At 70.8% G+C, this 19,237-nt stretch carries 18 protein-coding genes; 9 read left to right on the top strand and 9 right to left on the bottom strand.

Annotation, left to right across the window (positions count from 1 at the left end):
• Positions 1–35 precede the first annotated feature (35 nt).
• Positions 36–944 carry a metallophosphoesterase family protein gene (locus MKL20_RS29250; RefSeq protein WP_244039622.1) on the top strand — a complete coding sequence of 303 codons (909 nt, stop codon included), beginning with the start codon at positions 36–38 and terminating at the stop codon, positions 942–944.
• A gap of 73 nt (positions 945–1,017) precedes the next feature.
• Here the strand turns inward: MKL20_RS29250 and MKL20_RS29245 are convergent, their stop codons facing one another.
• Complete coding sequence (locus tag MKL20_RS29245) at positions 1,018–1,179, bottom strand: hypothetical protein (RefSeq protein ID WP_244039621.1); 162 nt, start codon at positions 1,177–1,179, stop codon at positions 1,018–1,020.
• Between the two features lie 320 nt (positions 1,180–1,499).
• Here MKL20_RS29245 and MKL20_RS29240 point away from each other — a divergent pair, with 320 nt between their 5' ends.
• Positions 1,500–2,894: an amidase family protein gene (locus MKL20_RS29240; RefSeq protein WP_244039620.1), complete on the top strand. Its 1,395-nt coding sequence runs from the start codon at positions 1,500–1,502 to the stop codon at positions 2,892–2,894.
• A gap of 75 nt (positions 2,895–2,969) precedes the next feature.
• Positions 2,970–3,134, top strand: a complete 165-nt coding sequence (locus MKL20_RS29235) for a hypothetical protein (RefSeq protein ID WP_244039619.1) — start codon at positions 2,970–2,972, stop codon at positions 3,132–3,134.
• Positions 3,135–3,136: 2 nt separating this feature from the next.
• Here MKL20_RS29235 and MKL20_RS29230 read toward each other — a convergent pair whose 3' ends face one another.
• Genes MKL20_RS29230 through MKL20_RS29210 form a run of 5 tightly spaced genes read right to left on the bottom strand, consistent with a single transcriptional unit; the run spans position 3,137 to position 10,595 of the window.
• A complete protein-coding gene (locus MKL20_RS29230) occupies positions 3,137–4,042 on the bottom strand; it encodes an NmrA family NAD(P)-binding protein (protein WP_244039618.1) in 906 nt (301 codons plus the stop codon).
• Positions 4,043–4,053: 11 nt separating this feature from the next.
• The gene (locus MKL20_RS29225) at positions 4,054–5,196 is read right to left on the bottom strand and encodes a M20/M25/M40 family metallo-hydrolase (protein WP_244039617.1); all 1,143 of its coding nucleotides are present in this window, start codon (positions 5,194–5,196) and stop codon (positions 4,054–4,056) included.
• Entirely contained in the window at positions 5,193–6,662 is a 1,470-nt protein-coding gene (locus tag MKL20_RS29220; RefSeq protein ID WP_244039616.1) for a M81 family metallopeptidase, read from the bottom strand. The genes MKL20_RS29225 and MKL20_RS29220 overlap by 4 nt, the downstream gene beginning before the upstream one ends.
• 34 nt (positions 6,663–6,696) lie before the next feature.
• Complete coding sequence (locus MKL20_RS29215; protein WP_244039615.1) at positions 6,697–9,054, bottom strand: penicillin acylase family protein; 2,358 nt, start codon at positions 9,052–9,054, stop codon at positions 6,697–6,699.
• Entirely contained in the window at positions 9,051–10,595 is a 1,545-nt protein-coding gene (locus MKL20_RS29210; RefSeq protein ID WP_244039648.1) for an acetolactate synthase large subunit, read from the bottom strand. Before MKL20_RS29210 ends, MKL20_RS29215 begins: the two co-directional genes overlap by 4 nt.
• Before the next feature lie 208 nt (positions 10,596–10,803).
• Between MKL20_RS29210 and MKL20_RS29205 the strand changes: the two genes are divergently transcribed.
• On the top strand, positions 10,804–12,405 hold the full coding sequence (locus tag MKL20_RS29205) for an ABC transporter substrate-binding protein (protein ID WP_244039614.1): 1,602 nt from the start codon (positions 10,804–10,806) through the stop codon (positions 12,403–12,405).
• A gap of 5 nt (positions 12,406–12,410) precedes the next feature.
• Positions 12,411–13,802, top strand: a complete 1,392-nt coding sequence (locus tag MKL20_RS29200; protein ID WP_244039613.1) for an amidase — start codon at positions 12,411–12,413, stop codon at positions 13,800–13,802.
• A 123-nt stretch (positions 13,803–13,925) separates the two neighbouring features.
• On the opposite strand, the gene MKL20_RS29195 is transcribed toward MKL20_RS29200, so the two are convergent.
• Positions 13,926–14,627, bottom strand: coding sequence for a sigma-70 family RNA polymerase sigma factor (locus MKL20_RS29195; RefSeq protein ID WP_244039612.1), 702 nt, complete (start codon positions 14,625–14,627; stop codon positions 13,926–13,928).
• Positions 14,628–14,823: 196 nt separating this feature from the next.
• Between MKL20_RS29195 and nthA the strand changes: the two genes are divergently transcribed.
• The 3 genes from nthA to MKL20_RS29180 are packed head-to-tail and all read left to right on the top strand — an operon-like array spanning position 14,824 to position 16,471.
• Entirely contained in the window at positions 14,824–15,495 is a 672-nt protein-coding gene (gene nthA, locus MKL20_RS29190) for a nitrile hydratase subunit alpha (RefSeq protein ID WP_244039611.1), read from the top strand.
• Positions 15,492–16,151, top strand: a complete 660-nt coding sequence (nthB, locus tag MKL20_RS29185) for a nitrile hydratase subunit beta (protein ID WP_244039610.1) — start codon at positions 15,492–15,494, stop codon at positions 16,149–16,151. Before nthA ends, nthB begins: the two co-directional genes overlap by 4 nt.
• Entirely contained in the window at positions 16,148–16,471 is a 324-nt protein-coding gene (locus MKL20_RS29180) for a nitrile hydratase accessory protein (RefSeq protein WP_243962480.1), read from the top strand. The genes nthB and MKL20_RS29180 overlap by 4 nt, the downstream gene beginning before the upstream one ends.
• On the opposite strand, the gene MKL20_RS29175 is transcribed toward MKL20_RS29180, so the two are convergent.
• Both MKL20_RS29175 and MKL20_RS29170 read right to left on the bottom strand, forming a co-directional pair.
• Positions 16,459–17,334, bottom strand: coding sequence for an MBL fold metallo-hydrolase (locus MKL20_RS29175; RefSeq protein WP_244039609.1), 876 nt, complete (start codon positions 17,332–17,334; stop codon positions 16,459–16,461). The genes MKL20_RS29180 and MKL20_RS29175 overlap by 13 nt on opposite strands.
• A gap of 145 nt (positions 17,335–17,479) precedes the next feature.
• Positions 17,480–18,499 (bottom strand): SDR family oxidoreductase, encoded by a 1,020-nt coding sequence (locus MKL20_RS29170; protein ID WP_244039608.1) that lies wholly within the window; start codon positions 18,497–18,499, stop codon positions 17,480–17,482.
• A 189-nt stretch (positions 18,500–18,688) separates the two neighbouring features.
• Here MKL20_RS29170 and MKL20_RS29165 point away from each other — a divergent pair, with 189 nt between their 5' ends.
• Positions 18,689–18,949, top strand: a complete 261-nt coding sequence (locus MKL20_RS29165; RefSeq protein WP_244039607.1) for a hypothetical protein — start codon at positions 18,689–18,691, stop codon at positions 18,947–18,949.
• Positions 18,950–19,237: the final 288 nt, after the last annotated feature.

The following is a 19,237-nucleotide window of genomic DNA, read 5'->3' as shown; positions in this document are numbered from 1 at the left end:
CGTCCCGTGCCCCTCGCGAGCGTTGATCTTCGGCCTTGACCTTCCGCCTCGCCCATCTGAGCGACCCGCATGTCGGCCCGCTGGGCCGCGTGCGCCTGCACCAGCTCATCGGCAAGCGCGCCACCGGCTACGCCAACTGGCGGCGCGGCCGCTCGCGCAGCCACGACATGACCGTGCTCGAAACCCTGGTGGCGGACCTGAAGAAGCAGGGCGCCGCACACGTCGCCTGCACGGGCGACCTGTGCAACATCGGCCTGCCGAGCGAGTGGGAGACCGCGCGCACCTTCCTGGAGGCTCTGGGCTCGCCCGAGACGGTGAGCTTCGTGCCGGGCAATCACGACGCCTATGTCCGCGGCTCGCTGGAGGGCCTGCTGGCGACCTGCCGGGGCTATACGAGCGACGATTCGGGCTCGTCCGGCCGCTTTCCCTATCTGCGCCGGCGCGGCCCCGTGGCTCTGATCGGCCTTTCGAGCGCGATCCCGACCAAGCCGTTCGTGGCGACCGGGCGCCTCGGACCGCCGCAACTCGCCGCCGCCGAGGCCCTGTTGCGCGCGCTGGCCACCGAGCCGGGCAAGCCGTTCCGGGTGGTGATGATCCACCATCCGCCCCAGCCGGGGGGCGCCTCGGCGGGGCGGGAACTCAAGGACGCCGCGGCCTTCACGGCGATGATCGCCCGGGCCGGCGCCGACCTGATCCTGCACGGCCACAACCACACCACCACCAGCGCCCTGGTGCCGGGACCGGACGGTCGCTCGGTACCGGTGATCGGCGCGCCCTCGGCCTCGGCGCGGCCGGACGGGCATGGCGGGATGGCGGCGCGCCGGGCCTCCTACCTGCTGTACGAGATCGCCCGGTCGGGAGACGGCTACGCTGTCAGCGCGCGGCGGCGCGGTCTCGATACGGCCGGAAGCGTCTCCGACCTCGGACCAATCGCCCTCGACTGAAGGGAGCGGCGCGCGGTTTCGTCTGTTCCGAGGCCGACCGCGCCCATCCGGGGGCCGGCCTCGGAGCCGACCTTCAAAGGCTCGCGGAGGCGAGTTCGGTCCGTTGCTGCTGGCTGATGCTGGCTTCGAAGCGCTCGGCCTGCAGGCGAGTCAGGCCGCTGATCAACGCGAGAGTCCCGCGATAAACTGTATAGGTGCCGTCGTGAGTCGGCTTGACGCGAATCATCTCTGCCATGGAAGCCTGCCTTGTTCTGGAGGTTGCCTGTCTTCGTCGGAGGAGAGCGATCCTTTTTGTTGATCTGGCCGGTCGAACGCCCGAACCGTGAAGAGGTTATCAATCACTCTGTGTCTGGCAAGGGCCGACTACGGCGAAATGCTTAGGTCCCTCTGCTGCAATGCGGCAAGCCGTTGCCGCCGTTCGCAATCGTCTTGTGCTCAAAAAAGCGGCCGGGCACTTGCATAAAGAATAAGGCCGCGACGGACCGTGGCGGGCTGCCGCGCGGCACGGATCCGGAGCGAATCTCGGCCCCGCGGGGCTCGGCGAAGGGACCTGTGATGCAGCTTTGGCGTCTGACCGCGACCGATCTCGCGAATTTGATCCGCACCGGTCAGGTGTCGGCCCGGGAGGTCGCTCATGCGGCCCTCGGACGGCTCGATGCGGTCAACGACCGGATCAACGCCGTGGTCGCGCATCGCCCGGAGGAGGTGCTGGCGCAGGCCGACGCGGTCGACGCCGCCCGCGCCCGGGGCGATGCCCTCGGGCCGCTGGCGGGCGTGCCGGTGACGATCAAGGTGAATGTCGACCAGCGCGGCTTCGCGACCACGAACGGGCTGCGCATCCAACGCGACCTCGTGGCGTCCGACGACAATCCCGTGGTGGCCAATTTCCGGCGGGCCGGGGCAGTGCTGCTCGGCCGGACCAACACCCCCGCCTTCTCGCTGCGCTGGTTCACCACCAACCAGCTGCATGGGGAGACCAAGAACCCGCGCGATCCGGCGCTGACCCCCGGGGGCTCGTCCGGCGGGGCCGGCGCCGCGGTGGCGGCCGGGATCGGGGCGATCGCCCATGGGACCGACATCGCCGGCTCGGTGCGCTATCCGGCCTATGCCTGCGGCGTGCATGGCTTGCGCCCGAGCCTCGGCCGGATCCCGGCCTGGAACGCGTCGTCGCCCGAGCGCGGGATCGGGCCGCAGCTCATGGCGGTCTCGGGGCCGCTGGCGCGCAGCATCGCCGATCTGCGTCTCGGCCTCCACGCGTTGGCGGCCGCCGACCCGCGCGACCCGTGGTGGGTTCCGGCGCCGCTGGAAGGCCCGGCGGTGCCGCGCCGGGCGGCTCTGTGCGTGCGGCCCGGGGGTCTCGCGGTGGTGCCGGAGGTCGAGGCTGCGTTGCGTGAGGCGGCGCGGCGGCTGACCGAGGCGGGCTGGGCGGTCGCGGAGATCGCCGACACGCCGCCGATCCGCGAGGCGAGCGCCCTGCAGCTCCAGCTCTGGCTGGGCGACGGCTACGAAGCGACCCGGGCCGCGGCCGAGCGCGAGGGCGACCCGGCGGCCATCGACCTGCTGGAGTATTTCCGCGAGCCGGCGGAAGCGATGCCGCCCGACGCCATCGCAAAGGCGCTGATCCGGCGGGCGACTTTGGCTCGCGAATGGTCGCTGTTCCTGACCGAGCATCCGGTGCTGCTGGTGCCGGTCTCGGCCGAACTGCCGTTCCCCGACGGGCTCGACCGGACCGGCGAGACGGGAATCGAGCGGGCCTTCGAGGCGAATCTGCTGCAGGTCGGCCTAGCGCCGCTCGGCGTCCCGGCGCTCACCGTCACCACCGGCCTCGTCGGACGCACCCCTGTCGGTGTGCAGCTCGTCGCCGCCCGATACCGGGAGGACCTGTGCCTCGCGGCGGGCGCGGCGATCGAGGCGTCCGGCGTGCCGGAGATGCCGATCGATCCAGTCTGACCCAATCCCACCCGCAGCCCGGGAACCGGATTGCAACGGCCTCGCTTATACAACTGACAGTTGTGTGAGGCACCAATGTCCGTGATCGCCACCGCAGGCTGCGTCGGAAGCGCCCTGGTCTGTACCCTGACCGCGTCCTCGGGCCCGATGCTGGCCCTGGCCGGGTTCTTCGGCGGCGGCACGATCGGGGGTATGGTCGGCGCCCTGGCGGTGGCAGCCCTCGGCTGGGGCCGCGCCTGATCTCACGCTCCACCGCGCGGCTCGGCGGTCTCCGCCAAGAAGGTCCGGACCCGGGTCCAGGGCAGATCCGGGTAGCGGTCATTGTCGAGGGGCGTCAGCCGAGCGCGGCCCTCGAACATGTCGCGCAGGTACTGCATGCCCTGCCAGGGCGGAAACACCGCGCCTCGCCCCGGCGCGAGGGTGCGGGCGACGCGGATCATCAAACCCAGAGAGCCGAGGCTGCCGGCGCGTAGAGGCCGGTAGCGCGTGCCTCGCGCGGCACTCGCCGCATGGGCCAAGTCGCGAGCGCTGAGGCTGTCGCCGGCGATGCGCAGCCAGCGCGGCGTCCCGGGATCCAGGGCGGCCCGGGCCGTGAAGGCGGCGGTATCGTCCTTGGTGGTGAAGTCGAGGATCTGGTCGGCGCTGCCCCAATGGAGCACAAGGCGCGGGCGGTTGAGGATCAGCGGCGCCTGCCCGTCGAGCAGTTCCATGAAGGCGCCGTTGAGCACCGAGGTGGCCTGGATCGAGGCGGCGTCGAGACGGTCCCGGAAGGCGCGGCGCAGGTCGAGGTTGCGATTCCCGCCGGGCGCGGTCTTGGCATAGTCGATCGAGAAATCCGACGGGATGAAGCGCGGCACGCCGGCCCGGACGGCGCCCTCCAGCAGGGCGGTCTGCGCGTCGATCACCGTCCCGCTCAAGCCGTTGAAGGCCGAGACCACGCAGGCCGCGCCCGCGCAGGCGGATTGCCAGCTTCCGGGCCGGCCCGGGCCGGCCTCGACGACGCGCGCGCCCAAAGCCGCGAGCGGCGCGACCCGGGCGCGATCTGTCCCGGGCCGGACGAGGGCGGTGACCGCCGCGCCCTCGCGCCGGAGTGCCCGCACGATCCGCAGGCCGAGATCGCCGGTGGCGCCGGCGACCGCGACCGTCACGGGGTCCGGGCTCACGATCGGCCCGCAGCGCCGAGATTGGCGAGCAGAGCCGCGAACAGCCGCGCCCGCTGGGGCAGCGTCTCGATCAGCACGTGCTCGTCGAGGGTGTGGAAGCCCTGGCCCAGCGGCCCGAGGCCGTCGAGGGTCGGGATGCCGTTGGCACCCGTGAAGTTGCCGTCCGAACCGCCGCCGGCGCTGCGGTGGGACAGGGGCTGGCCGAGCGCCTCGCTCAAGCGCCGCGCCTGGTCGTAGAGGGCCATGCAGCCGGCATCGGGCTCCCAGACCGGCCGGGTGACGCCGCGGTTCACGGAGAAGCGGACGCCGTCCTGCTCGCCTGACAGGGCCAGCATCCGCTCGACGCCGCGGTCGAGGTCGGCCTGGCGCTTGGCCATGCTCAGGGCCTGGCCGCGGCACAGGGTCGGGACGCAATTGACCCATTGCCCGCCGGAGACGATCCCGGTGGAGAAGGTGCAATCCGCATCTGACATGCCGTCGATCGCCAGGATCATGCGCGCCATGGCACGGATCGCCGAGCGGCCTTCATGGGGCGAGGCGCCGGCATGGCTCGGGCGGCCCACGGCCTCCAGGTCGAAGCGCGCGATGGCGTAGCGGCCGGTGACGACGCCGTTGTCGGCCTGGCCGGGCTCGGGGACCAGCACGAAGGCGTGGCGGGCGGCCTCGGCCTCGATCAGGTCCCGGGTCGAGGGGCTTCCGACCTCCTCGTCGCCGGTGAACAGGAAGGTCACCGGCAGCGGCGTCTCGATCCCGGAGGCCACCAGGGCGCGGATCGCCGCGAGAGCGATGACGTTGCCGCCCTTCATGTCGAGGATGCCCGGCCCGTAGGCGCGGTCGCCCGCGATCCGCCAGGGCAGGCTCGCCAGGGTGCCGACCGGATGCACGGTGTCGAGATGCCCGAGCACGAGGATGCCGGGCCGATCGCGGTGCCGGTGCGGAAAGCGCGCGCGGACGCAATCGCTCAGGCCCATCCGCCCGGGGATGGTCTCGACCGCGGCCCCGGCGACGGCGAGGTCGCGGGCGGCCAGGCCCATCATGCGGTTGACCGCGGCGGCATCGTGAGTCGGGCTCTCGCACTCCACCCAGGGACGGAGCGTCGCCAGGATGGAAGCGGCGTCGACATGCAGGTCCGGGATCATCGGGCGCTCTCGGCGAAGGGATCGGCGACCTTGGGCCAGTAGCGGCCCGAGCGCTTGGTGTAGGGGATCGCGCCGTAATCCGGCGGGACAGCGCCCGGCGCCGCCACGTAGCGGACCTCGCTCGCGATCGGCGCGAAGGCGGCGTAGAAATGCTGCATCGACTTCACAACCACGATCCGCTTGTCGTCGAGGGTCAGCCCGAGCCCCGTGAAGGCGTCGGGCGCAAAGGCCTGCTGGCGGATATGCGTCAGGACCACGTGGATCCCGTCGGCCTCGACCCAGGCGGCGGGTCCGAGACGGGCCCGGCCGCCGCTGAGACCGCCCTGGCTATGATCCTCGGAGAGGCCCCGCACGGTGACGCGCAGGTCCACGGGATCGCCCGAGGTGATGCCGCACTTGCCGCCGATGCGCAGCACGAAACGCGCGCCGAGCCCGGCCTCATGGCAGATGCCGACCGCCCCGGGATCCCAGATCAGCCCGAGCGCCACATCCGTGATGCCGCGCTCGGCGAGACGCGCCAGGATCGCGGTGTTGTCGGAGGGTGCGCCGGCCCCGGCATTGTCGGCGAAATCGGCCAGCACCATCGGGCGCGGGTCGCCGGAGGCCAGAGCCGCGTCGAGGGCGGCATCGATGCTGTCGCAGCGGCTCGCCGCCTCCTCGCGCATCGCCCAGACCGCGCCAGCGAGTTCGTCCGCGAGCGCCTGCGCCTTGGCGGCATCGCCGTCGGCGACGACCAGCATCCTGGCGCCGACATCCGGCACGTCGCCCCAGGGGAAGCCGTGCCCGAACGAGACCGACAGGATGCCGTCCCGGCCCTCCAGCGCCTCCATCCGGCGCACGAAGCTTGAGACCGGCTCGCGGGTGGTGCGCCACATGTTGATCATCCGGCAATCGGCATAGGCCATCACCGGCCGGATCTCTTTCGAGACTGTCCGCACCACGAGGGGATAAAGGTCGCGGGCGCGGTCGACGATGTCGGTGTGGGGATATTCCTTGTAGATCACGATCACGTCGGCGCTCTGCCGCATCGCCTCGGTGAGGTGGCAATGCAGGTCGAGCTCGACGCCGATCGTGGCGTCCGGCCCGACGATTTCGCGGACCCGCTCCAGGGTGTCGCCCTCGCAATCGTCATAGCCCTCGGCGACCATGGCGCCGTGCATGAACAGCAGCACCGCGTCGACCGGCATGGCCGCCCGGAGATCGTCGAGCAGTGCGTCGCGCAGCTCCTCGTAGACCGCCCGCAGGGTGATGCCGCCCGGCTGCGCGAAGGTCGAGAGGCTCTCGACAACCGTGTGCCCCTCCGCCTCGGCCTGCTCGCGCCAAGCCTTGAGGGCGATGTTGCTGAGGCGAGGCGGATTTTGGCTGCCGTCCCGGCGGGCATAGTCGGCCAGAAAGGCCGCGCGGCCGGTGGGTAGGGGCGCGAAGGTGTTGGTCTCGGTGGCCAATCCGGCGATGAAAATCTTCAAGGTCTTTTGGTCCCCGTCTTCGGCCGGCCGCCGGTCAGTCGGAGGCCGGGCTCAGCGTGATGATCGTCTCGGTGGCCGCCTCCACGGCGGCGCGGCCGTAGAGCATCGGCACATGGTCCCGGCGGCCCCAGATCGGGGCCAGGTCGGCGTAATGCGGGCTGCCCGGGTCCCCCGACTGGCCGGGCACGTTGATGAATACCGACCGATCCCAGTCGCCCACATCCACGACCATGCGGAACGAGGCGCCGTGGGTCAGTTGGAACGTGTCGGTCCGGTACTCCGCGTGCATGACCGATGCCGCGGCGCCCCCGGCGGCGAGCGGGCCGACATCCCAGCCCGAATCCGGCCGCAGGCTCGAGAGCGGATGGGCGAACAGGGCGTGGTGCAACCGGCCCCAAGACCAGGTTTCGGGATCCGGACCCATCCGCGCGCAGCACGCCCGGAACGCGGCACCCAAGGTCTCGGTCAGAAGGGTTGTTCGCACGGCCGGATCGAGGCGGCTTTCCAGCCGCTCGATCAGGCTCTGGGTATCACCGGGCGGCAGCAGGCGACGGGTCCGGGCATCCGGCACCAGGGCCTCGAGCAAAGCTGGGCGCAGGTGGCGGACCCAGAACAGCTCGATCAGGGCGGCCCCGGCGGAGGCCTCGTGCAGCGTCCCGTCGAAGGGCGCCAGTAGGGCGCGGGCCGCCGCGACATCGGGATCCGCCACCGCCGGCAGCGCTCGCACGAGTTCCGCGAGACGCCGGGCCGGCTCGGAAACGTCGTCGCCCTGGAGCGCCCGGGAGTCCGCCAGGCTGTGCCGGTTCTGGCCGTCGAGCACCGTGCGGATGCGCCGGGCGCGCCAGGGCTCAGCCCATTCGAAGCCGACCTTGCGGGTCTCGGCGGGAAAATCCGGCGGCAGGTTCATCTCGTTGGCGGTGGCGAGGTAGCCCTCCGGCGGGTCGATGCGGCGGGGCAGGGCGCCGGGATCGTGGAACCCGGCCCAGTCGTAGCGGCCGTCGCCCGGCACCGGCAGCAGCCCGTCATGGGCCGGACGGACCGGCGCCTTGCCGGCCATGAACCACGCGATCCGCCCGGTCGCGTCGGCATAGAGCTGGTTGACCGAAGGCGCCGACCAGTGGCGCAGGGCCTGCCCGAACGCCTCCGGGCTCGTGGCGCCGAGATAGGCGAGGCTGCCGAGATAGGCGGCAGCGCCCGGCTCGGACCAGACCGTGCGCAGCGCGAAGGCACGGCCAGCCGTCTCGCGGATCACCGGACCGTGCCGGGTGAAGCCCAGCACCACGGTTTCGTCCGGCCCGCCGCGCACCGGGATTGTTTCGGTGACGCGCTCGATCGGCTGCCGTCCGTCGCCGTAGCGATAGCGATCCGGATTGGCCGGGTCGGTCTCACAGACGAAAAGATCCTCCTGGTCCATCGGCGCGATGGTCAGGCTGAAGGCGGCCTGCCCGTTATGGCCGATGGAGATGCCCGGCAGGGCCGGCTCGCCCGCCCCGATCACGTCGAGGCCCGGGGCGGTGAGGTGGACGGCGTAGCGCAGCGACGGCTGCAGGTAGATCCGGTGCGGGTCGCTCGCCAGGATCGGGCGGCCGGTCTCGGTGCGGGCGGGTCCCACAACCCAGTTGTTCGAGCCCTCGACCGGCTCCTTCGGGGCGGCGCGCTTCCCCCGCGTGACCGCGCCGTGGGCATCGACCTTGGTCCAGTCCCAAGCCTCGTCGCGACGGGCCGCCATCCGCTCGGGGGTGAAGCCGACCGGCGCGGTGGCGAGGCGAAAATCGTCGAGGAGATCGTCCGGCCACTCGGCGGCGTCGAGCCCGTCCGGCACCACCGGATCGTGCGGCGGGCTGATGCGCTTGCGCAGGTCGTCGGTGGAAAGCCCGGCCTCGCGGGTCTCGGCCCGGGCCAGCACCCGGGCGCGGGCGACCTCGGACAGGACGTTGCGCACCAGCCCGTGGCTGCGGATCCGGACCACGTCTTCGGGCAACCACCGGGCCGGGCGCGTCTCCGTCAGGGCGAATTCGGGCGGCCGCAAGTCCGGCCGCGTCTCGGTCAATTCGACGAAAGCGTTGATCCCGTTCACGAAAGCCGTGACGACGGCCTTCGTATCCTGCGGCCCGTAGGCGGCCCACTCGGCCGCCATATCCCCGCGATACAGGAACAGCCGGGCGGCGCGGTCCTGGGCGAGGTAGCCCGGCCCGAAATCCGCCGCCAGCAGGCCGAGACCGCGCTTGCGCCAGAGGTCGAGCTGCCACAGCCGGTCCCGGGCGGCGTTGAAGCCCTGAACCCGGAAGGCGTCGAGCGCGGTGGCGGCGCGGATATGCGCCAAGCCCCAGCGGTCGATCCGGATTTCGGCGGGGCCTTCGAGCCCAGGAAGCGCGTAGGCGGCTCCGCTCACAGGGCGACTTCGATCAGGTACGGCCCTGGATTGTCCAGCCCGTGCTGGAACGCCGCGATGAAGTCCTCCAGCGTCTCGACCCGCCGGCCCTCGACGCCGAAGCCGCGGGCGAGGCTGACCCAATCGATCGCCGGATCGTCGAGGCTCAGCATGCCCAGCGCCTTCGGGCCGGGATTGTGCGCACCGACATTGGCAAGCTCTGCCCGCAGGATCGCGTAGGAGCGGTTCGACCAGATCAGCGTCACCACGTCGAGGTGCTCGCGTGCCTGGGTCCAGAGCGCCTGAGCAGTGTAGAGCCCGCTGCCGTCGGCCTGGAGGTTGATCACCTTGCGGCCGGGACAGGCGATTGCCGCGCCGGTGGCCATCGGGATGCCGAGGCCGATCGAGCCGCCGCTGAGCTGCAGCCAGGAATGCGGCGCCGCATCCCGGGTCAGGGCGAAGAAGTTGCGGCCGGTGGTGATCGACTCGTCGCAGATCACCGCGCCCTCCGGGATCAGCGCGCCGAGGACCCGGCCGATATTGTCCTGGTCCAGGGCGCCCGAACGCGGCAGGCTCGGCCGCGGCCCAACCGCGATGGTCTCGGCCGGCGGCGCGGCGACCGCCTCGGCCAGCCGCTCCAGCGCGTCGATCTGGTCCTCCTCGGGGGTGGCGAGGGTAATGGTCGAAGAATCCTCGGGGGCGAGCAGGCTCGGCTTGCCCGGATAGGCGAAGAACCCCACCGGCTGGGTCGCGCCGATCAGGATGATGTGGCGAAAACCTTTCAGGGCCTCGATCGCCTGGTCGATCGGGTAGGGCAGGCGCTCGATCGGCACCGTGCCGGCGCCCCGGTCGATCCGGGCGTTGGAGGTCATGGCCATCAGCGTCGCGCCGGTCTTGCGCGCGATCCGGTCGGCGATCACCCGGCCCTCGCCCTGCACCGCCCGGTCGCCGAGATGCAGCAGCACCGGCTCGCCGCTGGACAGCGCCGCCACCGCGGCCGCGATGGCCGAATCCCCCGCCTTGGTCCGCTCGGGGATCGGCGGCACCGGCGCGATGCCCGTGCCCGGGTCCCAGGCGGTGTTGGCCGGCAGGATCAGGGTCGCGACCTGCCCCGGGGCGGTGCGGGCGGCCGCGATGGCGGCGGCGCCGTCGGATCCGATCTCCGCGGCGCTCAGGCCGGTATGCACCCACGACGACATCGGGCGGGCCAGCCCCTCGATATCCGAGGTCAGCGGCGCGTTGTACTCCCGGTGATAGGTGGCGTGCTCGCCGACGATGTTGACGACGGGGGTGCGCGCCTTCTTGGCGTTGTGCAGGTTGGCGAGCCCGTTGGCGAGGCCCGGCCCGAGATGCAGCAGGGTCGAGGCCGGCTTGTCGGCCATGCGGGCATAGCCGTCCGCAGCGCCGGTGGCCCCGCCCTCGAACAGGAACAGCACGCAGCGCATCCCCTCGACCCGGTCGAGGGCGGCGACGAAGTGCATCTCGGAGGTGCCGGGATTGGTGAAGCAGACCTCGACCCCGCCGGCGACGAGGGTCCGGACGAGGCTCTCGGCCCCGTTCATCGTGGTTGGCGTCCCATCGGTCACGGGCGGCTCCCTCTCGGTCCGGCTCAGGCGGCCGGCAACGCGCATTCTTTATTATCGTGGCGCAGCCCGCGCCGAGCGCAAGGGCCGAAACGCGCCATCACCCGGTCATCGGACGCCCGGACTATCGCATGATCTGGCGCGGGATTTGCCGGTGGCGGCCCGCAACCTCGACGAACGGGATCCGATGAAACTTCGCCGCCTGCTTGCCGCTGCCGTCGCCGGTTCCCTTGGCCTCGCCCCCGCGGCCCACGCCGAGAGCGTGCTGCGCATCGCCATGACCGCCTCCGACATCCCCACCGCCACCGGGATGCCCAATAACGGCTTCGAGGGCATGCGCTTCCTCGGCTACCCGATCTTCGAGGGTCTGGTGCAGTGGGACCTGAAGCACAACGACAAGCTCGCTGGCATCGTCCCAGCGCTCGCCGAGCGCTGGGAGCAGGATCCGAACGACAAGAAACTTTGGACCTTCCACCTGCGCCAGGGCGTCAGCTTCCATGACGGCAGCCCGTTCAACGCCGACGCGGTGATCTGGAACCTCGACCGCTACTTCAAGAACGACAGCCCGCAATTCGAGCCGCAGGGGGCCGGCATCTCCCGCGCCCGGGCGCCGCTGGTCGGGAGCTACAAGAAGATCGACGATTCCACCGTTCAGATCACGACCACGCAGGTCGCGTCGTATTTCCCCGACATGGTCGTCTACCTGCTGTTCACCTCGCCGAAATCCTTCGAGACGGCGGGGCGCGACTGGGCCAAGGTCGCGGCGCTGCCGGCGGCCGGCACCGGCCCGTTCAAGATCACCCGCGTCGCCCCGCGGGAATCGGTCGATCTCGCCAAGTTCGACGGCTACTGGGACCCGGGCCGGATGGCCAAGGTCGACAAGGTCCGGCTGATGCCGATCCCGGAGGCGAATGCCCGGGTCGCGGCCCTGCGGTCGGGGCAGGTCGACTGGATCGAGGTGCCGGCGCCCGACGCGATCCCGTCCCTGAAGCAGGCGGGCTTCGCCATCACCATGGGCTCCTACCCGCATGTCTGGCCGTACATCTTCAACATCGGCGCCAAGGACAGCCCGCTGAAGGACGTGCGCGTCCGCCAGGCGCTGAATTACTGCGTCGACCGGGCCGGCATCGTCGAGCTGCTCAACGGCACGGCCGAGCCGGCCTCGGGCTGGCTCAACGACAAGGACCCGAATTTCGGCAGCCCGAAGAACCGTTACGTTTTCGACGCCGCCAAGGGCAAGGCGCTGCTGGCCGAGGCGGGCTACTCGGAAAAGAAGCCGCTCAGCCTCAAGGTGATGATCTCGTCCTCGGGCTCCGGCCAGATGCTGCCGATGCCGATGAACGAGTACCTGCAGGAGAACCTGAAGCAGGCCTGCAACGTCGAGCTGAGCTTCAATGTGGTCGAATGGCAGGTGCTTCTGAATTCCAGCCGGGCGCTGCCGGACGCGCAGAGCCTCCAAGGCTCGATGGCGCTCAACGTCTCCTCGCCCTCGTCCGATCCCAGCGTGATGGCGCGCTACTTCGCGGGCGACCGGTTCCCGCCCGGCGGCTTCAACTTCCCGAACTGGAAGGACGATCAATTCGACGCCGCCCTCAAGGCCCTCGCCGAGACCAGCGACACCAAGGTGATCGACGCGCAGACGGCGCTCGCCCACGAGCGGCTGGTGGACAACCCGCCGTGGCTGTTCATCGTGCACGATCTCAACCCGCGCGGGATGTCGAAGAAGATCCACGGCTTCGTCTCCCCGCAATCCTGGTTCGTCGACCTCACCCTCGTCAGCGTGCAGTGATCCCGATGGCTGATTTTGATCTTGTCGACGCATCCGCGGCCGAACTCGCCCGGGCGATCGGATCGAAGACACTCTCGCCGGTGGACGCGGTCGACGCGCTGCTCGGCCGGGTCGAGCAGTTGGAGCCGAAGCTCCAGGCCTTCACGGAGGTGTTCGCCGCCGATGCGCGCCTGGCCGCCGAGGGGGCCGACCGGGCGATCCGCTCCGGCCACGCGGTCGGGCCGCTGCACGGCGTGCCGGTGGTGCTGAAAGACCTGATCGACCTGGAGGGCCGGATCACCATGGGCGGCTCGGCCGCCCACCGGGCGCGCCGGGCCGAGCGCACCGCGACCATCGCCCGGCGGCTGATCGCGCAGGGCATGATCGTGCTCGGCAAGACCCACACGGTGGAGTTCGCCTATGGCGGCTGGGGAACCAACCAGCATCTCGGCACGCCCTGGAACCCCTGGGATCCCGAGACGCCGCGCACGCCGGGCGGGTCGAGCAGCGGCACCGGGGTCGCGGTGGCCGCCCGGATGGCGCCCTGGGGCATCGGCACCGATACCGGCGGCTCGGTGCGCCTGCCCGCCTCCTTCTGCGGGCTGACCGGGCTGAAGGTCACGGTCGGGCGCGTCTCGACCTGGGGGATCGTGCCGCTCTCGACGACGCTGGACACGCCCGGCCCGCTGGCGCGCAATGTCGAGGATACCGCGCTTCTCTACGAGGCGATCTCCGGCCCCGACCCGCTCGATCCCGCCACCCGGGGGATCGCCCCGGACGCGCCCTGGTCGACCCTGAACCGGGGCGTGCGCGGCCTGCGGCTCGGGCGGATGCCGGAAGCCGAGCGGGAGGGCGTCGCCGCCGACATGCTGGCAGCCTACGACGCGGCCCTCGACATCCTGGCGCAGCAGGGGGCCGAGATCGTCGACGTCGCCCTTCCGTTCCGGTTCAGCGACTGCGTGGCGATGAGCGGGATCACCAACGCCGAGGCCTATTTCGTCAACGGCGCCCTCGCCGAGGACCCGGCCTCGCAGCTCGGCGACGCTGTGCGGGCTCGGATCCTCGCCGGCGCGACAGTCTCGGCCCAGGAATATCTCGGCACGCTCCAGCGTCGCGCCGCCATGAAGGTCGCCTATGCCGCCGCCCTGGAGGGGATCGACGCCCTGCTGACGCCGACCACGGAATGCGCCGCCGTGGCGCTCGCCGAGGTCGACGAGGCGCATCTGCCGTCGCGCTTCACCCGCTTCGGCAACCTTCTGGACCTCTGCGCCCTGGCGCTGCCCGACGGGTTCACCGCCGCCGGGCTGCCGCTGTCACTGCAGATCACCTGCCGGGGCTACGACGAGGCGATGGCCCTGCGGATCGGCCAGGCCTACCAGCGGGCGACCGACTGGCACCGGCGGCGGGCTCCGGTCTGAGCAGGCTCGGTCTTCCCGTCATCCCAGCATCCGGGGCATCCCGAGCGCGTGTTCACGCCCCGCCGTTGAAACGGGCAAGGTTTGAGACGGGCACGTTCCCAAAAACGGCGTGGTGCGGCCCCCTCACACCGCAGGGGCCTGCCCCGCGACCACCACGCCCAGGGTATCGAGCAGCGAAGAGCGCGCCCGGCTGACCCGGCTCTTCACAGTGCCGACCTGGCAGCCGAGCTTGCTCGCCGCCTCCTCGTAGGTGTGCCCCTCCGCGCCGACCAGCAGCAGCGCCTGCCGCTGGGCGGCCGGGAGGGTCCCGAGCTGCTTCCACACGACCTTGAGGGTGCTTGCATCCTCCTGGTCGGACAGGCTGGTCATCTGGCTGGCATGGGTGCCGTCCACGTCCTCGACCTCGCGCCGGTTCTTGCGCAGCTCCGAGTAGAACTGGTTGCGCAGGATCGTGAACAGCCAGGCGGTGAAGTTCGTCCCGGGCCGGAACCGCGTCTGGTTGGCCCAAGCCTTCACGAAGGTCTCCTGCACGAGGTCGTCGGCCCGGCTCACATCGCCGGCGAGGGACAGCGCGAAGGTGCGCAGGGCCGGGAGCGCCTTGATGATGTCGCTGCGGAAATCGAACGCCACGACTTGGCCGTGCGCCGCCAAAGCGGCCTCGAAGCGCGCCAGGAGGCCGGCGAGCTGCGCCGGCAGCGGCTCCTGCTCGACGATCTGGAAATAATCCCGGATCGGTAGGGCGAGATGCTGGCCGATGATCGCGGCGTAGCCGGTCGCGCCGCCGCGCTCTGTCCCGTCCGACTGGGTCGCGATGTCATCGGTCATACGCGTATCCTGGTCCCGATCGTCTTGTATACTGGAACTGCTCTAACGTCGGTAGCGTCCCAAATCTGAACCGATACCAAACGCTCCCGGAAAAACCGGAGGATCGCGCAATCCGTCGCGATCATGATTGATACATCGCGACGGCAGTGGCCGTGGGCGAGGCGCCGGTGCAGAATACCGATGGCCAGGAGGACGGATGAGCCACGACCACGCGCACGACCAGGCGCACGACCACTCGCACACGCATGACCACCCGCACGGCAGCGATCTTTCGCCCGTCGAGGCGCGGGTGCGGGCGCTGGAATCCCTGCTGACCGAGAAGGGCTATATCGACCCGGCCGCCCTCGACACCCTCGTGGACCTTTACGAAAACAAGGTCGGGCCGCATGCCGGCGCCCGGGTGGTGGCCCGGGCCTGGGTCGATCCGGATTACCGGGCACGGCTCCTGGCCGACGCCACGCCGACGATCGCCGAACTCGGCATCGGCGGGCGGGGCGGCGAGCACATGGTGGTGGTGGCCAACACGCCCGAGACCCACAACCTCGTCGTGTGCACGCTCTGCTCCTGCTACCCCTGGCCGGTGCTCGGCCTGCCGCCGGTCTGGTACAAGGCGCCGCCCTACCGCGCCCGGGCGGTGATCGACCCACGTGGCGTGCTGGCCGAGTTCGGCGTGACGATCCCCGAGACCACCCGGATCACCGTCTGGGATTCGACCGCCGAGACCCGGTATATGGTCCTGCCGATGCGGCCCGCGAACACCGAAGGCTTTTCCGAGGAGGCCCTGGCCGCCCTCGTGACCCGCGACGCGATGATCGGCACCGGCCTGCCCGGAACGGTCCCGCCGAGCCCGCCGGAGATGCCGGTATGAACGGCGCCCAGGACCTCGGCGGCGCGCACGGCTTCGGGCCGGTGGTGCCGGAGCCGGACGAGCCGGTGTTCCATGCCGACTGGGAACGGCGGGTCTTCGCGATGGCGATGGCCATGGGCTACACCGGCGCCTGGAACCTCGACGGCAGCCGCGCCAACCGGGAATCGCTGCCGCCGGCCCAGTATCTCGCGTCGAGCTACTACGAGATCTGGCTGGCGGCCCTGGAGAAGCAGGTCGCCGCCACCGGTCTCGCCACACCCGAGGAGATCGCGGCGGGCCGCGCCGCCGAGCCGCCCAGGGCAGTGGCCCGGGTCCTGGCCCGGGATGGGTTGGAGGCGCGCTTCCGGGCCGGCTTCCCGAGCAGTCGCGACCCCGCCGGGCCGGCCCGCTTCGCGGTCGGCGATGTCGTCATCGCCCGAAATATCCACCCGACCGGGCATACGCGGCTGCCGCGCTATGTTCGAGGCCGGCGCGGCCGGGTCGAGCGCGTCGACGGCGCCTTCGTGTATCCCGACACCAACGCCTACGGGGCGGGCGAGAACCCGTCCTGGCTGTACACCGTCAGTTTCACGGCGCTGGAGCTGTGGGGCGAGAGCGGCGATCCGGGCGGGATCGTCACGGTGGCTGCTTTCGAACCGTATCTGGACCCGGCATGAGCGAACCGGTTCCAAAAACCTTTGCGGCACCCTGGGAGGCACAGGTCTTCGCCCTGGTGGTGTCCCTGCAGGAGGCCGGCCTGTTCACCTGGGCCGAATGGGCCGACCGCCTCGGCCGGGAGATCCGGCCGGCCGATGGTCCTGAGCAGGCCGCCGATTACGGGGCTTGGCTCGCCACCCTGGAAACGATCCTGGCCGAGCGCGGGATCGCAGCCCCCGACAGCGTGGCCGTTCGCACCGAAGCGTTCCTGCGCGCTGCCGCGGCGACGCCGCACGGCCGGCCAATCCGCCTGGAGAACGATCCGCTCTACCGGTCCTGAACCGGCAGGCTGTCGAGCGGTACCGGCGCGGCATGCGCGCGGCCGCTTAGCAACTGATCCAGCAGCGCCAGAACCTCGCGCCGGCCGCAATTACGAGCGGGCTCGAACGGCGTCCACGTCTGGGTGAAGTCGAGGCGCTCGAACACGTCGCGGTAGCGGCGCAGCTCGCCCGGCGTGAGCGGCACCCCGCGCACGAACGCCTTGTGGGCCGAGATCGTGGTCGCCCGGCGCGGATCGGCCGGATCCAGCTCGAACTTCAGGGCGTCGCCGCAGAAGCAGATCTTTCGCGTCCGGTCGTACAGGACGGCGTGGCCGTCGAAATGCCCCGCGGTGCGATGCAGCTCCAGACCCGGCAGGGGTTCGAGGAAATCGTCATACGGCCAGCTCACCTGAAGCGCGGCACTCCAGATGAAATCGGCAGCGGGCAGGCACAATTCCGGGTCGAACCGGTCCTGGAGCTGCGTCAACGCCCCGTAAGCATGCGGGTGCGAGGCCGAGAGGACCTGCATGCCGCCGAGCGTCTCGATCTGGTCGAGGGCGGCCTCGCTGAAGACCGGGCAGCCCTCGAAACCCATATTCCCCTTCTCGGTCTGGATCAGGTAGGCGGAGGGGCCGATGCCGGAGACCGGCTCGTTCCAGAAGCGCCAGACGCCCGGTTCCAGCTCCTGCCAATGGCACGGGAAGGCGTCCTGCGCCTCCCGGGCGGTGCGGAAGCGCCAGCCGTCCTGCGGCACCACGTGGCGGGCGTCGAGGCAGAGCGGGCAGGACGGCGGTGCCTCGAAATGGCGCTGCCAGAACCCGCAATTGTCGCAGGTATAAGCGGGCAGCTTCAGGGCGCCCGCGAAGGGCAGATAGCCGGGCATCGTGTCAGGCCTCTCCTGGCGATTGGTCCCCCGGTTTTCCAAAGGGCTCAGCCCTTTGGCGGGGTTCGGGGGTGGAACCCCCCGAAACACCAGGGCTCTGCCCTGGACCCGCAAAAGATCTCAGACCTTTTGAAACCAGGACTCTCTAGCGAATCCGACCACGCAGCGCAGCCCGCCGGGGCCGGGTGGCCGCCACGGCCGCGGCGGCGAGCCCGAGAAGCGCCAGCCCCGCGAGGCCGCCGACCGCCAGGTCGCGCGTCCGGCTCGTGACGAATTCGCCCCGGGTGGTCTTCATCCGGTCGGTGAACCGCCCGTCGATGCCGACCTCGCCCGGAACTGGGTCGTAGAGGTTGCCTTGCATGTCGGGGATCGTCGTGTCGGACAGCTGGGCCGACCACATCGAGGCGGCCTTGCGGTCTGCGAGCGCGGGGGCGAGCGCCTGCGCGGCGGCCATCATCATCGACGAGCGCCCGACCCAGACCTCCCGACGCGGGTGCTCGACCGCGTAGACGATCGCCTCGGCGCAGAGGCGCGGGTCGAAGACCGGGTCCGGGGCGTATTGGCGATGGCCGGTGCGGTTGCGCGCCCAGTTGAATTGCGGCGTGTTCACCGCCGGCAGGTAGACCACGCTGAGGCTCACCGCGACCTTGTCGTGGAGCAGCTCGCAGCGAAGCGCGTCGGTGAAGCCGGAGACGGCGAACTTGGCCGCGCAATAGGGCGCCTGGAGCGGCGCCGCCCGGATCGCCAGGCCGGAGGAGACCTGGATGATGGCGCCGCGGTTGCGCCGCTTCATGTAACGCAGGGCCGCCAGGGTGCCATAGACCTGGCTGAGATAGGTGGTCTCGGTGACCCTCCGGTACTCGTCGGGGGTGATCTGGTCGGCCGGGTTCACAACGGTGGACATGGCATTGTTCACCCAGGCCCGGATCGGACCGAGCTCGGTCTCGATCCGGGCGGCGGCGGCGTCGACGGCCTGCGGATCGGCGACGTCGGCCGCGATCGCCAGGACCGGCTGGCCGTAGGCGGCGAGCGCCCGCTCGGTGGCGGCGAGCCGCCCGGGATCACGTGCCACCACGGCCACCGACCAGCCGCCGGCGGCGAAGCGATGCGCGGTTGCGAGGCCGATTCCGGCGGTCCCTCCGGTAACGACTGCAACCCGTGCCATCCTGCCCACCCTGTGAAAGAACCGCTGCGGCAACGAGTGTCGCCGCCCCCGGTTGCGCCGCACCACCGTGCCGGAACGTCACGGCCGCCGGTCTTTTTGGAACCCGGCGCGCAACGTCCGCCGACGAGCGCTGTTGATCCTGCGTAGTCGCGCGCCATCGGCGCGCGGCCGGCCTCAAGGATCGCAGCCATGCGCAACGGACGACGGTTTTCCCTGCCGATCGATCCCTGGCCGCAAGCCTCGCTCGGCGAGCGGATGTCGGTCGGGCTGGTCCTGACCCTGCTGCTCGCGGTGCCGCTCTGCGCCGCCAGCGCCGTGATGGTCGTCAGCGCGGCTGTGGGGGCCTACGTCGCCTGGTCCTACGATCTCGGCGCCTCCGTGCGGATCGCCATCGAGCGCCAGATCGGCAGGATGGCGAGCGGACACAGGCGCGCGGTCCGGAAGGTTTGAGGGGCGTCTCGCGTCCAGGCCGGATCGGGACGCAACTCGTTAAATCGTATTCGAGAACGAGAGACGTCTCTCTATCCCAGGAGTCCCGTCCCCGCCCTCACCTTGAGGCGACGGAGCGCAGCAGCCTCGAAGGAGCCCTCCGGCCAGCCGCGCGATCCCTGGAGGCTCCTTCGAGGCTGCTGCGCAGCACCTCAGGATGAGGGGGGGATCGGGATATCCGCTGGCAGACTTGGTAGTCGCCTAACCGTCATTGCGAGCGCAGCGAAGCAACCCAGGGAAACGCCACGT

The organism is Methylobacterium sp. E-066, assembly GCF_022829635.1.
In the GTDB taxonomy this organism is placed as follows: Bacteria; Pseudomonadota; Alphaproteobacteria; order Rhizobiales; family Beijerinckiaceae; genus Methylobacterium.
This window is presented reverse-complemented; position numbering and strand designations above follow the sequence as displayed.

Coding starts and splice junctions, on each gene's coding strand:
- MKL20_RS29175 (WP_244039609.1), bottom strand. CDS start 17,334: ATGCCCGGCTATCTGCCCTTCGCGGGCGCCCTGAAGCTGCCCGCTTAT.
- MKL20_RS29240 (WP_244039620.1), top strand. CDS start 1,500: ATGCAGCTTTGGCGTCTGACCGCGACCGATCTCGCGAATTTGATCCGC.
- MKL20_RS29195 (WP_244039612.1), bottom strand. CDS start 14,627: ATGACCGATGACATCGCGACCCAGTCGGACGGGACAGAGCGCGGCGGC.
- MKL20_RS29200 (WP_244039613.1), top strand. CDS start 12,411: ATGGCTGATTTTGATCTTGTCGACGCATCCGCGGCCGAACTCGCCCGG.
- MKL20_RS29210 (WP_244039648.1), bottom strand. CDS start 10,595: ATGAACGGGGCCGAGAGCCTCGTCCGGACCCTCGTCGCCGGCGGGGTC.
- MKL20_RS29165 (WP_244039607.1), top strand. CDS start 18,689: ATGCGCAACGGACGACGGTTTTCCCTGCCGATCGATCCCTGGCCGCAA.
- MKL20_RS29225 (WP_244039617.1), bottom strand. CDS start 5,196: ATGATCCCGGACCTGCATGTCGACGCCGCTTCCATCCTGGCGACGCTC.
- MKL20_RS29180 (WP_243962480.1), top strand. CDS start 16,148: ATGAGCGAACCGGTTCCAAAAACCTTTGCGGCACCCTGGGAGGCACAG.
- MKL20_RS29245 (WP_244039621.1), bottom strand. CDS start 1,179: ATGGCAGAGATGATTCGCGTCAAGCCGACTCACGACGGCACCTATACA.
- MKL20_RS29235 (WP_244039619.1), top strand. CDS start 2,970: ATGTCCGTGATCGCCACCGCAGGCTGCGTCGGAAGCGCCCTGGTCTGT.
- nthB (WP_244039610.1), top strand. CDS start 15,492: ATGAACGGCGCCCAGGACCTCGGCGGCGCGCACGGCTTCGGGCCGGTG.
- MKL20_RS29170 (WP_244039608.1), bottom strand. CDS start 18,499: ATGGCACGGGTTGCAGTCGTTACCGGAGGGACCGCCGGAATCGGCCTC.
- nthA (WP_244039611.1), top strand. CDS start 14,824: ATGAGCCACGACCACGCGCACGACCAGGCGCACGACCACTCGCACACG.
- MKL20_RS29205 (WP_244039614.1), top strand. CDS start 10,804: ATGAAACTTCGCCGCCTGCTTGCCGCTGCCGTCGCCGGTTCCCTTGGC.